The sequence below is a fragment of the Primorskyibacter sp. S87 genome (genome assembly GCF_049801055.1).
Lineage (GTDB): Bacteria > Pseudomonadota > Alphaproteobacteria > Rhodobacterales > Rhodobacteraceae > JBNAGF01.
Genome location: NZ_JBNAGF010000002.1, coordinates 313,699 through 330,340, shown reverse-complemented (window position 1 = coordinate 330,340; position 16,642 = coordinate 313,699). Strand labels below are relative to the sequence as shown.

The following is a 16,642-nucleotide window of genomic DNA, read 5'->3' as shown; positions in this document are numbered from 1 at the left end:
TCGGCGCTTGACCAATGGTCGCTTGTGGCCATTTTGGTTAACCTCCAAGAAGCTCACTGACGCCTCGCGCAATGTCTGCATCGGTGCCGCCAGCGGCTAGTTTCTTTGCTCTGGTGAGCCTGTCGGCTACACCGCGTTTGCCGCCGCTTCGTTTTGTTTTCGGAAGGTCTTTGTGCCTCTCAGCGTCATTCCGATAACCTTTCAAGCGGTCCAGTTCTTCGAATGCCTCTATGGCGGCGTGTAAGAACTTGATGTCTAAAGCGGACCCTCGCCCGCGCAGCATCCCCAGCCGAATTGCGCTCTCCTGTTCGGAGCGCCCGGTTACTGTGGCCATGCGTTTGACCGCCTTTTCAAAGAATTGAACGCGGTCGGTTTTGCCCTGTAAATCAGGCACCACCCTTGACAGAGCTAGACGCTCCTCAGCGTCTACTTGCTTGTCATGGTTGGAAATGTATTGAGCCATTTCCGGGGTTATCTGCCCCTTCAACGCTTCAAACATATTCTGCATGAAGTGCTGCTCTTGCATGAGCGCGACTTCTCTTTGATCCGCCTGAGAACGCCGCTCAGTGAGAATGCGTTCCGCTTCGGTTTGATCCTTGTATGCGTCTTTGAGTTGCCCAAGCGTGACGGTTTCACCGTCACCAAGAGGCACTTGCACTTCATAGAGGTCAGCTGGTTCAACCTCCAATGCCTCAGCTACGCTAGCGAGGCTTACGCTGTCGTCGTCTTCTTCCGTAATAGGGCTATTACGGTTGTCGTCGTCGTCGTCAGAATTGGCAGGAGAACCGTCAACAAGGGATGAAACTACCTCTACATGGTCCTCCTGCCTCTGCTGTTCGTCGTCACTGACGCCACTACTGTTTTCTGCCAGAGTGTCACTACCGTCAGGCTCTTCGAACAAGCTAGCAACAGCATCAATCTTGTCAGCCTCGGTAACAGGCTGAGACTGCGGCACTTCGCGCTTATGCGGCGTCCTCGGCTCTTGCGTCTTCGTATTCGTCGAGGGCTGCTTTGGCTTGCTGGATTTGCTCTCTACCCGCGATGATTGACGCTCTGATTGCTTGTGCGTCCTCTTGGGGATTGGCGCTAATCCAGCGTTCCACGAGGATGATTTCTCGCTCATTGTTCAGTGCCTCCATTACCGGCAATGCTGCCTCCAGCACTTGCGCTTGCTTCGCGGTTAGAGTTTTCGCGGTTAAGGATTTCATTTTGCTGTTTCTCCAATTCTGTCGTGGCGTTGCCGACAATTTTGGCTTCTTCGATTTCAGCTTTCAGGGCGGCTTCTTCGCGCTTGAATTGGATTTCTTCACGGAAACGCTGCATTTCAGCAGCGAGCTTGTCAGCTTCTAGCTGTAGCTGTGATGCGTAGACGGTTTCTTGCATCTGCTGTTGTTGCTGCTGTTGCTGCTGAGCCATCGCTTGCATCTGCTGAGCGGCCTGCTGCGCTTGTGGCGATGATGGATCAATCCAGAAGCTATCAGGGTCTTCGACGCCTGCCAGCTGCAGCCAGCGGGTCAAGGTTCTGTAGAGGGTCTGATCGTCGCTCAGGATGCCAGTTTTGCCCTGTTGCTGCGCTGCCATGTGGATTTGAATGGATTGCTGTAGCGAATTTTGAATGTGCATCCTCTGACCAACACTCAGGCCAGCCGTGACCTTGGCGCGCTTACGCTCAGGCCATTGTGTCGGATCGACCGTCACCCACTGGTCACTAATCTCCATTTCAATTGGAGCATTGGCGAAAGTGCGCATGGTCTTGTGCATACAAAGCCAAAGCGGCTTGAGCACGGTCTCAGCGAAGTTAGCAGCAAACATGGCTACCATCAGTTCTTTCGCTGCATATTGCCGCTCAACACCATGAGCGGTTTCGCCAGCGATTTGCATGTTAGCGCCTAGCTGATCGAGTGCAGCGCCGCCGCTTTCGGTCCTGCGCTCATCATAGTATTTGAGCGCGGCTAGGTTGCTTGGCCCTGTGTCCTGATAGGTAAACTGATGGACGTTTGCGGGATTGTTTGACCGGATAGGGTGATTGAGGATTTTTGAGTTAACGTCCCTGCCGTTTGTCTCAGTAGGATGATAAACAACGCGGCCATGATTGACAAAAGCAAGGTTATCCATCCACTGACGCAGCACCCAAGTCTTACCGTCTTGGACGTAGTAGGTGTGATCTGCCAAGCTCTCGCCTGTCAGCCTGTGGGCTGTGATGTAGCAAGAGCCGATTGCATAAGGCACCCACTCAACCACTTCATCTGACAGCACAATGTCTTCGCCTGCCAGCAAGACCTTATGGCGCTCGGCAATACCGTCATTGTCGCTGTCATAGAGGATGTAAGCCCAATAGCATTCAATCACGTCCATTTCGCGTGTCGCTGCCTCAAAGGCTGGCTGAGTGCTGCGGTTGCGGCTGGTGTCGGTGTGGCGCTCACTGTCCATGCTTGGCAAGGCGTCTGCGGTCTTCTTGGACACGCCTAGCTCAACTAGGTCTGATCGAGTGTAGTAAACGCGCTCAGCAATAAACGGGACTTGCTCAAGGTCACGGGAAGGCCAGTTTGCGCGCCACACCATATGTTCAATAGGCGGACTTGCGATGGTGAAGCTGCGATTGACGCGCGTTACCTTGATCTTGTTGCCAGCTTCATTGATTTCACGGGTTTCATTCGGCGCGGCTGGCACAAGTAGGATCGCTACCTCAGCGTCAGAGGCGTTGTCAGGAACCGTGATTGTGAGGGTTTGAACATCGTCTTCAACATCAACTTTGACAACGCCATTGCGGGACAACAGCGCATCCCTGATCGCTTCTTGGATGCACATAAAGCCTTCATTGTGCTCCATAATCTGATCTGAAACAGCGAGGCTTTCAGCCTTGGCGCTTTCTGCATCGTCAGCGCCAGATGCTTTGAAGGTAACTGAGGCGTCCGTTGTCAGCATCGGCAGCAATTGAGCCGATACAGCGTTGACCATCTGGCTTACATCGGGGCTAATCATTTGGCTGCGACCGGCAATTTCGTCGCCGCGTGGGCGAGCAAAGTAGTAGTTCATTGATTTCTGACGATTGGCGTCTAGCTCATTGCCGTCATAGCCCTCAGCCCGCGTCAGTTCCTCTCTGATCGCGGAGCCTAGCCGGTAATCAGTCTGTGATTGCTGGATGCCGTAGCGTTTGGATGCTGGCTTAGCCATTAGAATATCAGCCTTTCTTCGTAGCTGGTATCAAGCGGAGCCCACCCGCCGATAGTCACGTCATCAATGCCGACTGCGAGGTATCGCAGCGCGTCGGCACCGTGGCTTGACCAATCGTGTAAGGGGGTGAGGCGCTGAACTTTGCGCTTGTCGTCGTATTCGCTGCGGTAGGCTCTCAGAGCTTCTAGCCCTAGCTCACAGCCCTGCTTGTCAAAGTAGCAGCGCGCCAGCATGAGGCGGGTCGCCTCAATTCCATCTGTTATAGGGATATTACGGCAGATAATACCGTCAACGCCGCGCTGTTGGAGGATTTCTAGCCGTGACTTGCCAGTGCCAAGCTCTCTGACTTTGGCGTCATGGGGCAGAATGACTTGGTCAATGGGGAACGGCTTATCATGCCAGTGCTTAGCAAGAGCGTCCAAGCTCATGCCGTGATGTTCTTCATAATCAAAGATTTGGATGGTGTTGCCGACCTGTTGAGCATACCAGATCGCCAGAGCGTCAGCGAAGCCCAAGTCAACAGCACAGATAACAGGGTGCGCGCTGTCATAGGCGAGCTTCGTTATGCGGTTCTCCGCTGCCGCCGCTTCCATCTGTGTTGCGTAGTAAGCACCGGGCAACGCTGCATCAAATGAGCATTCTAGCTCCTGCCGGAACATTTCAGTGCTCATCAACCGCTTCATTCGGGCGATTTCGCTGTCATCCAGCACGTTTGTATCGCGAAACGTCAGCATTGACCGCGACCACTCAGGGTCAGCATCGGTTTTGTCAGGGTCGGCATAATCCCAAAGATCGTGAAACAAGTTCATGCGACCGGCAGGAGTGCCAATAAAGGTGGCGCGGCCTTTGCGGTCGGCTAGCATCGGGGAAAGGACTGTTGTCCAAGCAACCGATGGGATGAGGGCGGTCTCATCTAGTGTGAGATCATCGGCATATCTGCCACGCAAGCTGTCGTATTGCTCTGCGCCTAGCAGTTGGATGCGCGCCCCGTTGAACAAGTCAACGCGCAGTTCTGCTTCATTGATTTTGGTGCCGGGGATGTCCTTGGTGAAGGCTTTGATATAGTCCCAAGAAATCGCCTTCGCCTGCTTATAGCTAGGGGCGATATAGAACGCCCGATAGTCATGGCGTTTAGTAGCAATCGCCCTCGCTACTTTCTTGGCAATGACGTAGAATGTCTTGCCTGCACGGCGATGCCAGACAAGGACGCTAAAGCGGGTTTCAGCAGCGTGGGCAATAAGCTGGTGTGAGCGAAGCTGGATATTTACATTGACGGTTGACACGACACACCGCCTAGCCCGCGTGATAGGGCTATTACGGTAGCGGTGTCAGACACTACATATTCCATTTTTTGCATTTGTTCTACCGATGAGAACAAATAGTGAACATCCGTCAAGGCCGACCCAAAGCGAGACAAGGCGGTCAAGCTCGCTTCGGGCCGACCCCGGTGGAGAGCTGCCCTCTCACCAAAGGGCCGCTGTAGACGCCCGAAGGCGTTTGATGGGGGGTAGGTAGTCACTGGACCTTTACCCCCTCTAGAAACTGATCTGACGGGGCCGCAATCGCCTTTGCGGTGGCGTCGATGGTCTGGATCGGATCGCCGCCGATGGTCACGGTCACGTTGACTGCGGCGGAGTGCTGGACGTCGATAGCTTTGAGGCGCGGCACGAGGTAGGGGCACAGTTCAAGGGCAAGCTCCCGCTTCTTGGTCTCGTCCTTCTCGCTGGCATAGGAGAGCAGCAGGTATTCGAAGGGGTCTTGAACGCCCAAAGAGTCCAAGGCCATCTGACCTTGGCTCCTGCGCCTCTTTGGCGCTTTCATTTCATGCGGCGCGACTCCCATTTCGGTTTTACGACCCTTAGTTGTTTATCATATTTACTATAGCACAAAAGGAGAACACTGTCAAGAACTATTTTCGCGCCATTTCCAAATCGCCGCCCCTCAATTACCGCCCCTCAATTGCCGCCCAGCCGAATTAACGGATTAACGGGGAAGGGGGACAAAATGGGAGAAAATCAGGGTGAACAAGAGCAGAACAAAAGATAAAGTGTATACCCCTATCTATTAATCCGATAATTAGTCATTTTTCTTTTAAATATTTGTTTCCATTGAATTTTTTGGCGATTATTTAATGGGGAATAGCGGGGAAAAGCGGGGAATGCCAGAGCGGCGATTTCCGAAAAAACCGCCCCCGTTAATTCCCCGTTAATTCCCCGTTAATTCAGATCTCATAGTCCTCAAACGGCATACTTAGGGCGAAAAAAGACGTGGGCCGACCACGCCCTTCAGCAGATACAACGCTCTCGCGTATCTCATTCATTATTTTCATTTCCTCAAGCGTATCCGTTATTAGAGATCGCTGCTTGGTTTTGGACTTAATCCTTTCCGTTATTTTTGAAAGCGGCACAAATTCAGGGCCGGGACGTCTAGGGTGTTTTATTCTGGCCGGAAGCTCGTGCAACGCTCTCAGGACGCAGACACGGATTTTGTCTTTCTCTGTATTAGCGCGCACCACTTCACCGATTTCACGCTCAACCCAATTGGTGCAAGCACAGACAAGCTCATAGGCGTAGTTGACGTGCGTTGCCTGCATAGTGACCGCCCCATAAATCGGCCCCTTCAACGCCTCGTCAGCAAGAGCCAGTAGGCCAGCCAACCTAACCATTATCTCAAGCGCCCTGCCCCACAAACCCCGCATGTCTCCGGCAGCGCGTTTCCTTTTGTCAACGTCCTCGTGATACGCCCTCAAGAGGTCATCTGCCTGCATGTCAGGTTCTATCACGCCCTTCTTTGGTAGTTGGGGTTTTGGTGTAACAGGCCTATTACCCTTCATTTGGTTGTTAGCAATTCTGCCGGCGGCCATGTTGGCTAACATATTGCGCAAATGCTCAGGTAATTGACTTTCTGAGTAGGTAGGAGCGTCATACGGCTTTTGTTGGGGATCGCCGCCGGGGATGACTAACAGGCGGTTTAGCGTCCCGTCCTCAGTATCCTCAGCCTCAACACCTTCGACAAACCGCACAAGAGTCGAAACACCAAACAGGCTGACATAAGGGTTATACACTTCTGGTTTGTCGTTCTTGCCGTCAGCATAACCCCTGCTGGCAAGCACCTTATCCGCCAATCCCCAAGCACTCATTAAGGCGGTAACTAGACTTTTTTGGTGACTGCCTGTGGTCTTTCTGGCGTTAGATAAGACACGCCCAAACTCATCTATGCTTAATAGCACATTCTTGTTTCTACATAGCGCGTTATGCAGGGCGGCGTCAGAAGTCATACTATCGTAGAACCCTGCTTGCGCTTCTTGGGCGCACTGTCTGGCTACTGATCGGCCAGCTTCTTTGCCAGCGCCAGAGGGCATTATCAGCAAGACATAGAGGTTTAGGTGGGTCTTTCTCCCATTTGCCCATTCTACATGCCACATGTTGTTAGCGGCTGCTGAAAGGCCCACCAGCGCACCAGCCAAAGACGGGAAGCTAGTGTCCATGTGAGACATTTTGTGTCCGATACGGATTAGCTCTCCTAGTGCGCCCCCTACCTCGGTGAAGTGGTTGCTGATTGCTTCATGGTCTGACCACTGTTCCTCTACTTCGCTAGGGTCAATACTCGGGTGCAGGGGAACCACGCGGTTCCCCTTTTTTACGTTCTTTTTCATTGTGTCTACTCGCTATCCGGCTCTGGATCGAACCATTGGTCAGCGGGGAAATAGCCAATGTAAGGCTCACCGTTGGGCTTGGTTCCTGTCAGTTTCATAACCCCCTGCCCGTCAGGGTCAGAGAACTCGTCAAGGAAGAACGTCTTCGCTCCGCGCTCTCTCGCTTCTACAGCCACGGCGCTGTTTCTGTCCGCTATCTGCTTTGGTATGAGTTTCATGTCAGCCCTTTTTATACTTCTGGCGGAGGAAAGTTTCGTAATCGGATAACTCGTCTATTATCTTCCTTTCGCGTTCACGGCGCTCGCGCTCATTCTTCAATCGTTCATAAAGGCCATATGCCTGATTGATTAGATCATCTGCCGTATTGAACTGATCGCTGTAAGCAGCCGATTGAACTGCTTCATAGAGAAAATCTCCTATATCGGCTCTCAATGTTGACGAGATGCTTTCGTGACCAACTGACCAAGCTAGGTCCACACATTTGTGCATAAGGTCTGATACAACTTCATTCATTTCTCAGCCCTCCTATTGCTTCTTGTTTGCAGTGAGAGGGCGATGCAGTTGCACTTCATTTAGAAGAGCGTTGACCGCATCTAGGACAAGCAAGCCGGATACTATGTTGGATTGAGCAATGTATTCGGCGTCTTTGCTGACGCCCTTTCCGTCAAGCATGTAGTAGAGCGCCCGTTCTTTGATACCGCAGATGTAGCAGTAGTCATTCTCTAGTGGGATTTCCTCACCGCAGGTGTTGCAGACACCCTTTGTCAGTTCATAGAGGGTGCTCATTTCGCCAGCCTTTCCCCGATTGCACAAGCAACCAGCCCTAAAACACAAACGGCCATCCAAACTGCGTAGGGAACGGCATACCAGAGGACCACTATGGCCCCGATCAAAGTGAGAAGCTCCATCAGGCCGCGCTCCCTTTTGGTGTGATAGTGCTATAACGCTTGACTTCGTCCTCGTAGGACATGACGTCTTCGAGGTCATAGCGGACAAGGCGGCTGAATTTACGGTAGGGCGGTCCTTCGCCTCTGTGGCGCATCGCTGCCAACATATTCGCGGTGACGTTCCAGCGGTCAGCTAGTTCTTCGGTAGTCAGGTAGGTAGGTTCATTAGACATAACTTCACTCCGACCCAAAATTTGACCAAATGGTCAAATATTTGAGAATTACTTAACACGTTAAGTGTTTTTGGAGCGACCTCTTTGATCTGGCAGGTAGTCGCGGTGTCTCTGCCAATGGTCGCCGCAGTGCTAGGGGCTGGCTTTGCCAGACTTTAGGAAGGGGCGACCATTCGAGGTAACACTAGTCTAGCTTACATATGGGCCGGAAGCAACCTCTAAATGCTTGTCAACGTTGACAAATTCCTTGTCAAAGTAGCTTTTTTGTAAATATTTAGTTAACATGTTAAGGATAATACTATCGGCACAGAATTGGCACATAGACCTATAACACTACAATAGTTTCAATAGCTTAGTGTTATGTTTCCATTAAGGAAAGATGAGACTGTCGGTTTCACGCCTTTGTGCGATTGATGACAACCTGGACAGAAAAGTTCAACTATCAGTATTTCTCAACATCTTCAGAAGGTTGCCCATATCATCTGGCACCGGCGCCTCAAAGCGCAAGCCTTCACCTGAAACCGGGTGTTCAAAGCCAAGAACGGCGGCATGGAGCGCCTGACGGGAGAAATCCCGCACCGCATCCTGCGCCTGCTGCGTCAGGCATCGTTGCGGCAATTTCCTGCGCCCGCCATAGACCGGATCGCCTACAAGCCCGTGCCCGGCATGGGCCATATGCACGCGAATCTGGTGGGTTCGACCGGTTTCCAGCCAGCATTCGATCAACGCTACAACGGGTGGCGTTCCGAACCGCTCGACAATGCGGGCACGCGTTACTGCATGGCGACCTCCGTCGAACACCACAGCCTGTTTTTGCCTGTCCGTCTTGTGGCGCGCCAAACGGGTTGTCAGTCGCAGGATGTTTCCGGGTTCGAAACTTGCGCCCTTGATCCCGCGCAGACGTGGATCATTGGCATCCGGTACGCCGTAACAAACCGCGCGGTAGTAGCGCTCGACCTTGTGCGCCTCGAACTGCTCGGCCAGCCCCCGGTGCGCCGCATCTGACTTGGCCACGACCAGCAAACCGCTGGTTTCCTTGTCGATCCGATGCACGATACCCGGTCGCTTGACGCCCCCAACACCGGAAAGGTCGTCGCCGCAATGGTGCAGCAACGCGTTTACAAGTGTTCCTGACGGAGACCCCGGCGCCGGGTGAACCACCATTCCGGCGGGTTTGTTGACCACGATCAGGTCGGCGTCTTCGTACACCACATCGAGCGGAATGTTTTCAGGGCCGATGTGGCTGTCGGTGGCCTCTTCGACCCGGATGACCACGTTGGCGCCCTCTTCTACCCTCGCTTTGGCATCGAGCATGACAGCGCCATCGACAGTCACCGCCCCCGAAGCGATCAGCCGTGCCAGCCGTGTGCGGGACAAGGACGCTTCTGCCGGCACATCCCGGGCCAGCGCCTTGTCGAGCCGCGACGGCGGCGCGGTCGATATGGCAAACACAATCTCGGTCTGGCGGGTTTCCATTCTCGGGCAGTCCTTAAGGTGGCAAATCAGCTGGGCGCAACGCAGGTTGCAACATGTCGCTACGCAACCGGCCGGGTTCTAACGCTGATTTCCACTGTTGTCACCTCTTGCTCCGACATCCGCTTCGGCGGACCCAATGCGTGGATCCCTTAAAACGTTGACGCCAGGGAAACAATGCAGGTATCATTGTGGTCATTGTTTACATGTTTTATGGAGAATTTTTGTGAAAGGCTTACTCACCTTCCTTGTGTCCGCCGGCCTGTCATTTTCATCAGCTGTCTCAGTTTCGGCCGATCCCAAGCCAAAGGGTGCCACAGGCGCCTCGGCGCAGGCCGTTGCCAATTTGTATGGGGGAATGACGCAAACCTGGAAAACCTGCCAGGGCGGTATCTACTATGGTCCCAACTGGGAAGCACAGGCATGGTGCGGCAAAAACCCGGACAATGTCGGCATCGGCAAGTGGCGTGTCGACAACAAGGGCCGCGTCTGCCACGACCTGACATGGTACTGGCCCAATAGCGACGGCTACGGCAGCAAGCAGGATGGCGGCGAGTGCATCTCGCATGTCACGGATGCCGAAGGGAACCTCTGGCGAAGCTGGCCTCAGGATTCAGAGTGGTGGAGAGCCACAGGCAGCAAGAGCCTGAACAAAGGGTTTACCTACAAGTCCAAGGTCAGACGGGCGAAACGAAAAATGAAGCTGTAACCGGTCCATCTTGAATGAGTATTGTGTCTGGCGTCTTGGGCGCTCGCCCCGTATGAAACCTTGCAAAGCACGGGAACAAGCGGGCCGAAGATGCAGACACAACCTCCTGCCGGAGAGCAGCCGGAGTCTCCGCAACTGAAATTTCTGAGGCGCCTCGTCACCACTTTGACGGCGGTGATGATTTGCGGGGTCGTGGTTATCGTCGGGTTGCTGGTTCTGCGTCTGCAAGCCACCCCCACGCCGCTGCCTGATCAAATCGCGCTGCCCGATGGCGTGGAAGCACAGGCCTTTACGATTGGCCCTGATTGGTATGCGGTGGTGACAAAAGACAACCAGATCCTGATCTTTGATCAGGACGACGGCACCTTGCGCCAGTCAATTTTGATCGAGAAACAATCTGCAAGTCACTGACAAAAGTATGTTTTTGCCTGGCGCCTTCGAATCAAATGCCTAACCATGGTTGTGACCGCTGCCAATTCGGCACGCGTGTTGGGTCATCGGCGGCGAAAGACCACCACGCTCGAACGGCACAAAATTGGACTGTCTATATAGGGAAGATTTGGCTCTTCTACCGGTCCATTTTGGCGATCTATCCTGCGGGAACAAATGTAGCGAACACATGCCGCAGGAACCCGACATGACCAGAGCCGAAAAGTTTGAAACCCGCAGTCTGCCCAGTGTCTGCCCGCTGGACTGCCCCGACACTTGCAGCCTGACGGTTGACGTCGTCGAAAACAAACTGACTGCAGTGAGGGGATCGGACGCCAACCCTTATACCGCTGGTGTGATATGCAACAAGGTCGCCCGCTCCTATCCGGAATTCGTGCATGGGCCAAACCGGCTGACGCACCCGCTAAAGCGGGTCGGGCCGCGCGGAACGGCCGACTTTGAGCGGATCTCCTGGGATGAAGCTCTGGATCAGATCCATGCTGGTTTCTCCAAAGCGATTGAACAGCACGGCCCGCGATCGGTGCTGCCGTTCAACTATGCCGGCCCGCATGGAGAACTTGCAGGCGGGTCGATGGATCGAAGGTTCTTTTACTACATGGGCGCAACCTTGCTGAACCGTGGCCCGCTCTGCGGTGCGGTTCGGGGTGGCGCCTATACCAGCCTGTTCGGGGCAGCGCCGGGTATGCCGCCACAACAGGCGGTCCATTCCGATCTGATCGTGGTCTGGGGCAACAACGTCACGGTATCGAACCTGCACCTCATCCGCGTGGTGAAGTCGGCGCGTGAACAGGGTGCTAAACTGGTCGTGATCGACCCGAAGCGGATCAAGATTGCCGAGCAAAGTGATCTCCACGTCCAGATCCGCCCCGGAACCGATGTCGTCCTTGCGATGGCGCTGGCTGCCGAGCTTGAGCGCCGGAATGCTCTGGATCTGGCTTTTATCGAAAAATGGGTCAGCGGGTTCGATCCTTACATGGAACAGGCCCGCCAGTATGACGCGGATCAGGTGCACCGGATCTGCGGAGTAGCCCCGGAGCTTATGCATCGTCTCGCCGACTGGATCCAAAGCGCCAAAAACATGTCCATTTCTCCCGGGAACGGCATGGAACGGGGCCGTTCAGGCGGGTCCGGACTGCGCGCCGTGATGGCATTGCCGGCCTTGAGCGGACATCAAGGACGGCGTGGCGCCGGTGTGATCGCCAAATCCGGAATTCTGGCGCCAAAGACACAAGGCAAGTTGCACGGCGATCATCTGAAACACCCGGAAACGCGCATGTTCAACATCGTCGATGTTCCAGACAAACTGCTTGATCCGGACCTTGATCCGCCAGTGATGGCGACAATGATTTACAATCACAATCCGGTGGCAACCCATCCGAACCAATCTCGGTTAATCAAGGCCCTGATGCGCGACGACCTGTTCATAGCCGGTTGCGACGTGGCTATGACGGACTCCATGCAGTTTTGCGACGTAATTCTGCCCGCCTGCAGTCATTTTGAACATGACGATATATTCGGGGCTTACGGGCAAAATTTCGTGCAGCGCGCAGCTCCGGTGATCCCGCCAGTGGGCGAAAGCCTCCCCAACACCGAGATTTTCCGCCGCCTTGCCGCGCGGTTTGGATATGACCGGCCCGAGTTTCTCGACTGCGACGCGGACCTGATGGATCAGGCAATAGATGCCGGACACCGGCAGTTCGAGGGTCGCCGCCCCTCGGAGTTGGCACAGGATACGGCAATCGAAATGACCGCTGAGGACGGATGCGATCCGATCATGTGCCAAACGGTTTTTCCAGCTACCGCATCAGGACGGATCGAGCTGTTCAGTGCGGACTACCAAGATCGGTTCGGGTTTGGTGTTCCCCGCTATGATCCGGTTGCGCAAACGCAGCCACTTGCCCTGATTACCCCAAGTTCCGACAAACGCACCAATGCCACCTTCGGCGGTTGTGAACCATCACAGGGACCGGAACAGGTAGAGATGAACCCCGTCGATGCCCAAGCCCGTGGGTTAAAGAATGGCGACACGGTCAGAGTGCACAATGAACGCGGCGCCGTTGTTCTGACATTATCGGTGACGGACGCAACTTTGCCCGGTGTCTTGTACAGCCCCAAGGGAACATGGCGGGCCAGTTCGGACACCGCAATGACCGTGAATGCGCTTATTCCGTCGGATATCCGGACAGATATCGAGAACGGCGCCTGCTATCACGAGACCTATGTGGACGTGGAACACGCCTAGTCCCACCCAGGGTCACGAGCCGTCCGGATTATCTGCCTGAGGGGAACAGGCCGCATGTTGCGGCCGCCCCATCAATAGCAATGTGGCCCCATCTCAGGTCGCGGCGCGGGCGCTGGCAATGAGGTCACCTAGCTTGCGGATCTGTTCACCGCTCGCATCGAAATTTTCCGGCGACAGCCACGCGTCATAGGCGCGTTCCAGCATCGGCCAATCCCGATCGAGGATCGAGAACCACGTGGTATCCCGGTTCCGCCCCTTGTAGATCACCACCTGTTCGAACAACCCGTCATAAGAGAATCCGAGCCTTGCGGCAGCCCGCCTTGAGGCGGCATTCAGGGCATCGCATTTCCATTCGTAACGCCGATATCCAAGGTCACGAAACGCACGCCGCATCATCAGAAACATGGCCTCGGTCGCCGCGGGTTTGCGTTGCAACAGAGGCGAATACACAATCCCGCCAACCTCAAGTACGCCATGTTCCGGTTTGATCCGCATGAAACTTGCGATCCCGACCGGCCGGCCGCTCGGCTGATCCAGAATGGCAAAATACGGCACATCATCGTCGCGGCTGGCATCGGATGCCCAGACCTCGAGGTCTTGCTGACTGCGAAACGGGCCGAAAGGGATGTAGGTCCAGATCGCACCGTCCGGATCGGCCGCGAAGGATTCGAACAGCCCCGTTGCGTGACGGCCAGGATCCAGTGCCTCAACCCGGCAGAACCGGCCCTGCATCGGGCTTTTGTCGGGTCTTTGCCGGGGCTTCCATCCCGGCAGCTCTGCTCCGATCGGTTGCCCAAGATGGTTTTCGCGTTCAAAGCTTACCTCACTGCGGGCTGTGCCGGATGGTTTGTCCATACAAGTTCCTCGTATCTCGCATATTCGTCACTGCTTAGGCATTGCCAGAATAATGGCAGTCCCTTAATGTCCAAAATTGGCAATTTTGAGCATACCAATATGAAGCAAGCCGCCCTGATCGCCTTTACCATCGACCGTGGCGCGAAGCTTCCGGTTTTTGAACAGATCTGTTCGGAAATCCGGACCCGGATCATCTCGGGCGACTTGCGGGACGGGGATCGGATGCCTCCGACGCGGGCCTTTGCGACAGAGCTTGGCTTGTCACGTTCCACGATCGTGACCGCCTATGATCAGTTGGTTGCAGAAGGTTATCTCACGGGCTTGCAGGGATCAGGATACACGGTCTGCGCGGTCGGAGATGTGGAACTGGCACCGCCGGCAACTGGAACCCGACCGGACATCTCGGAACTGGAAACACCCGCACCGCGCGCCTTTCAAGCCGGTCGACCGGACATGCGCCTGTTCCCGCACAGGCAATGGGCTCGGACGGTTGCGCGGATTTGCCGAAACGAACCCACTGCCCTGCTGGCCAGCGGCGGGCCATTGGGTCATGCCAAGCTGCGGCAGGCCATAGCCCGACACGTCGGCGACTGGCGCGGAATCGCAGCTGCGCCGCACCAGATCGTCATCACCGCCGGATCGTCAGATGCGTTGGGCATCTGCCTGCGTGCGCTTGCCAAATCCGGTGACGGCATTGGCCTCGAAGACCCCGGGTATCCGCCACTTCGTCATTACGGGAACACTCTGGGATTGATTCCACACTGCCTGCCCCTAGACGAAAACGGAGCCGCCCTGCCAGTCCCTGGCCAAGACCCAAAACTGGTGATCCTGACGCCGTCGCAGCAGTACCCGCTTGGCGGCGCTATGTCTCCGACCCGACGACTTGAATTCATCCGTTGGGCCAAGGCAACCAAAGGCTGGATCATCGAAGATGATTATGACAGCGAATTCCGGTATGCCGGTCGCCCGATCCCTGCAATGGCAGGTTTGGATCGCCTGAATCGGGTGATCTATGTCGGAAGCTTTTCCAAGATCTTCTCGAATGCGCTGCGGATCGGGTATGCGATCCTGCCGGAAACGTTGCTGGACCGGGTGAAACAGGAGCTGCGGTTGGGCGGAGTGCATGCCTCATCGATGCCACAACAGGCGCTGGCGAATTTCATCTGTGACGGAGAGTTCTATCGCCATTTGCGCCGGGTCCGGCGGATCTACGGGGAGCGGCGAAAGTTTCTGATTGACCGGCTGTCACGAGATTTTGCCTGCTTTGGCAAGGTGTCGGACCATCAGGCCGGGATGCAACTGGTGTTTCACCTGACCGATGCTTTCCGGGATCGTGAAATTGCCAAGCAGGCTGCGGAACTTGGCGTAGAAGTCGATCCACTGTCGAAATACTGCACCGCCACTCCGGCGTTGAACGGGCTTGTCATGGGGTTCTGCGCCACGGACCAATCAGAGATATCTGAGGGATTGGATCGGCTCGCAACCGTGTTCAATGGCATATCTCGCTGACCGGTCGTCCCAGAGATCAGAGGTTTTCTGACAGCCATTCGGCCAATGCGGAAGCGGCAACCGCATGACCTGTGGCATTCCAATGCGTATCCCCCCAGAACCAGGGTGAAACGCCGGAGCGCGCTTTGTCGATCAAAGGACCGGTCAAATCGAGCAGGTCAATTTCGTTTTCACGGCTCCAAGCGGCCAGTTGTTCAGGCAAATCCGAAAGGTTCAGCGCGGGGTCTGCGATCAGGCTTTCCGGTGGAAAGGTGCAAAGCCTGTGCAACACCCGATACTTCGAAGGAACCAGAACCAAAGCATACCGAGCTCCGACGGCTTCCAGACGAGTCCTGAACTCCAAAATCGACTGTTCAATATGCGAAAGCTCACCCTCGACCCCGTCAAACGACTGCCGGGTCCAGAGGAAAGCAAAAACCTGACCGTCAATGTCGCAGGTTCTATAGGGTGCAGGCGGGTTCGAAGCGCGAACCGCGCCTTCCCACCCGATCCGGGCAAGGGACATTCGCCCACCACTGTTATCGACGGGCCCGCTGGCTTCTCGAAACGCGCGGGAGTCCAGCAGGTCATTGCCCTCGAACAGGAATTGCACCACCGTTTTGCCATCCAGAGCAAGGCCAGAGCCCAGCAGCATCTCGTGTTCGGCCTGAATGGATAGCCCCAGCAGCGCGGCCTGCATAACCGGGCGAGAGAGGGCCTCTTCGGTCAGTTCCGAAACGGTCTGCTCGGTCGGAACCGCCGCACCAAGCACAATGGAGTCGCCAAGAATGACGATCTTGCCTTCCGGTTCTGAACCGTTGCGGAATCCATAGACATCAGTGGCATAGGTAAACGGGATAGGATCATGGGGTATCCGCAGAAGAGTGGCAGTATCCTGACCAGTCTCTCCCCTGACCTCGATCCCGGGCTGCAAGGTCCATCCGATGGTTTCCGCCGGACGCTGGTCTTTTCCCAAAAGACCGGCCCAGTCAACCAAGCCGACGCGGCCGGATACTTCAAGCAATACGCCCAGGCCCACAATGGGTACCATCGCGGCCAGAAATCCCAAAAAGGCATCGCGCCCCCGGGCTGCGCACAGAAATCCAATAGCCGTCACAAACAGGATGCCGGCCATCAGAACGTGCCTGAGACGCCAGAGCCCGAACAGCATTTCTTCGGATTTGATTGGCGCGGCAGTCCACAACAACAGAAGACCGAGCAGGCCCAGGCAGATCACCGACATCAACGCCAGGACAATCGGGCGGCGATAGGGTGAGTGTTTGGTCATGAAAAAGTCGATCCGCCTAAATTGCGATCCCAGTTGGTCGCGCGATGTCCCAGAATTATTGCAGCAAAATCAATCCTAGCCAGCCGCCTTGCCGGATGACAAGGTCCAGCACGTCGCAGCAGATGGCTGAAACGGAAATTGCGCGCAGGCGAGACCGCAGTTTGCCCCGCTCAGATATCAACTTGTGT

16 protein-coding genes are annotated in these 16,642 nt (G+C 55.3%); 4 read left to right on the top strand and 12 right to left on the bottom strand.

Going from position 1 to position 16,642, the window contains the following annotated elements; genetic code table 11:
- Positions 1-37 precede the first annotated feature (37 nt).
- The 10 genes from ACP15U_RS05095 to ACP15U_RS05050 all read right to left on the bottom strand — a co-directional run bounded on the left by ACP15U_RS05095 (position 38) and on the right by ACP15U_RS05050 (position 9,425).
- A complete protein-coding gene (locus tag ACP15U_RS05095) occupies positions 38-1,123 on the bottom strand; it encodes a hypothetical protein (RefSeq protein ID WP_425044057.1) in 1,086 nt (361 codons plus the stop codon).
- Entirely contained in the window at positions 1,120-3,174 is a 2,055-nt protein-coding gene (locus ACP15U_RS05090; protein WP_425044056.1) for a portal protein, read from the bottom strand. The genes ACP15U_RS05095 and ACP15U_RS05090 overlap by 4 nt, the downstream gene beginning before the upstream one ends.
- The gene (locus ACP15U_RS05085) at positions 3,174-4,457 is read right to left on the bottom strand and encodes a terminase large subunit domain-containing protein (RefSeq protein WP_425044055.1); all 1,284 of its coding nucleotides are present in this window, start codon (positions 4,455-4,457) and stop codon (positions 3,174-3,176) included. Before ACP15U_RS05085 ends, ACP15U_RS05090 begins: the two co-directional genes overlap by 1 nt.
- 232 nt (positions 4,458-4,689) lie before the next feature.
- Positions 4,690-4,959: a hypothetical protein gene (locus ACP15U_RS05080; RefSeq protein WP_425044054.1), complete on the bottom strand. Its 270-nt coding sequence runs from the start codon at positions 4,957-4,959 to the stop codon at positions 4,690-4,692.
- A gap of 436 nt (positions 4,960-5,395) precedes the next feature.
- Positions 5,396-6,829, bottom strand: coding sequence for a DUF3987 domain-containing protein (locus ACP15U_RS05075; RefSeq protein ID WP_425044053.1), 1,434 nt, complete (start codon positions 6,827-6,829; stop codon positions 5,396-5,398).
- Positions 6,830-6,834: 5 nt separating this feature from the next.
- Positions 6,835-7,047: a hypothetical protein gene (locus ACP15U_RS05070; RefSeq protein ID WP_425044052.1), complete on the bottom strand. Its 213-nt coding sequence runs from the start codon at positions 7,045-7,047 to the stop codon at positions 6,835-6,837.
- A 1-nt stretch (position 7,048) separates the two neighbouring features.
- Positions 7,049-7,342, bottom strand: coding sequence for a hypothetical protein (locus tag ACP15U_RS05065; protein WP_425044051.1), 294 nt, complete (start codon positions 7,340-7,342; stop codon positions 7,049-7,051).
- Between the two features lie 12 nt (positions 7,343-7,354).
- Positions 7,355-7,615, bottom strand: coding sequence for a hypothetical protein (locus ACP15U_RS05060; RefSeq protein WP_425044050.1), 261 nt, complete (start codon positions 7,613-7,615; stop codon positions 7,355-7,357).
- Positions 7,616-7,736: 121 nt separating this feature from the next.
- Positions 7,737-7,949: a helix-turn-helix domain-containing protein gene (locus ACP15U_RS05055; protein WP_425044049.1), complete on the bottom strand. Its 213-nt coding sequence runs from the start codon at positions 7,947-7,949 to the stop codon at positions 7,737-7,739.
- 435 nt (positions 7,950-8,384) lie between these two features.
- The gene (locus tag ACP15U_RS05050; RefSeq protein WP_425044048.1) at positions 8,385-9,425 is read right to left on the bottom strand and encodes an RluA family pseudouridine synthase; all 1,041 of its coding nucleotides are present in this window, start codon (positions 9,423-9,425) and stop codon (positions 8,385-8,387) included.
- A gap of 223 nt (positions 9,426-9,648) precedes the next feature.
- Between ACP15U_RS05050 and ACP15U_RS05045 the strand changes: the two genes are divergently transcribed.
- From ACP15U_RS05045 to ACP15U_RS05035, 3 genes are all read left to right on the top strand, one after another.
- Positions 9,649-10,131, top strand: coding sequence for a DUF995 domain-containing protein (locus ACP15U_RS05045; protein ID WP_425044047.1), 483 nt, complete (start codon positions 9,649-9,651; stop codon positions 10,129-10,131).
- A 90-nt stretch (positions 10,132-10,221) separates the two neighbouring features.
- The gene (locus ACP15U_RS05040) at positions 10,222-10,542 is read left to right on the top strand and encodes a DUF6476 family protein (RefSeq protein WP_425044046.1); all 321 of its coding nucleotides are present in this window, start codon (positions 10,222-10,224) and stop codon (positions 10,540-10,542) included.
- 226 nt (positions 10,543-10,768) lie between these two features.
- Positions 10,769-12,823: a molybdopterin-dependent oxidoreductase gene (locus ACP15U_RS05035; protein ID WP_425044045.1), complete on the top strand. Its 2,055-nt coding sequence runs from the start codon at positions 10,769-10,771 to the stop codon at positions 12,821-12,823.
- Positions 12,824-12,916: 93 nt separating this feature from the next.
- Here the strand turns inward: ACP15U_RS05035 and ACP15U_RS05030 are convergent, their stop codons facing one another.
- Entirely contained in the window at positions 12,917-13,678 is a 762-nt protein-coding gene (locus ACP15U_RS05030) for a GNAT family N-acetyltransferase (RefSeq protein ID WP_425044044.1), read from the bottom strand.
- 99 nt (positions 13,679-13,777) lie between these two features.
- Between ACP15U_RS05030 and ACP15U_RS05025 the strand changes: the two genes are divergently transcribed.
- Positions 13,778-15,187: a PLP-dependent aminotransferase family protein gene (locus ACP15U_RS05025; protein WP_425044043.1), complete on the top strand. Its 1,410-nt coding sequence runs from the start codon at positions 13,778-13,780 to the stop codon at positions 15,185-15,187.
- A gap of 16 nt (positions 15,188-15,203) precedes the next feature.
- Here ACP15U_RS05025 and ACP15U_RS05020 read toward each other — a convergent pair whose 3' ends face one another.
- Positions 15,204-16,454, bottom strand: a complete 1,251-nt coding sequence (locus ACP15U_RS05020; RefSeq protein ID WP_425044042.1) for an alginate O-acetyltransferase AlgX-related protein — start codon at positions 16,452-16,454, stop codon at positions 15,204-15,206.
- Positions 16,455-16,642 lie beyond the last annotated feature (188 nt).